Annotated in this window: 1 protein-coding gene; it reads right to left on the bottom strand. The window is 58.9% G+C overall.

The features are described from left to right. Window positions 1-2: 2 nt before the first annotated feature. A partial coding sequence (locus EN824_RS34700) for a hypothetical protein (RefSeq protein ID WP_245521095.1) occupies window positions 3-287 on the bottom strand: 285 nt, incomplete at its 5' end.

Below are 287 nucleotides of genomic sequence, written 5' to 3'. Positions count from 1 at the left end.
CGTCAGTCCAGCCTGCGCAGCATGTCGGCTTCCTGCTCCAGGATGCTTGCCACTTCCTCCCGTCGCAAATGCGTCATCATCAGACTGACGCAGCACTCGAGATAAGTGATGGAAGCTCTTCGCAGGAACGCGGCGGTTTCCGCCGCCGCCATCTGGTCGATGTCGTTGACTGATCGCTTCGGCTGCACAGCTCTTCCTCCATCGCGGTTGTCATTCCCAACCGCGATATCGATTGGTTGTTCCGCCCCGGTGAAAAGATGCCGCTGCTTCAGAGCTGCAGGTTCTGC

Origin of the sequence: Mesorhizobium sp. M8A.F.Ca.ET.181.01.1.1 (assembly GCF_004792025.1) — a bacterium.
In the GTDB taxonomy this organism is placed as follows: domain Bacteria; phylum Pseudomonadota; class Alphaproteobacteria; order Rhizobiales; family Rhizobiaceae; genus Mesorhizobium.
The sequence above is the reverse complement of the archived record's forward strand: the minus strand, read 5'-3'. Positions and strand labels throughout refer to the sequence as shown.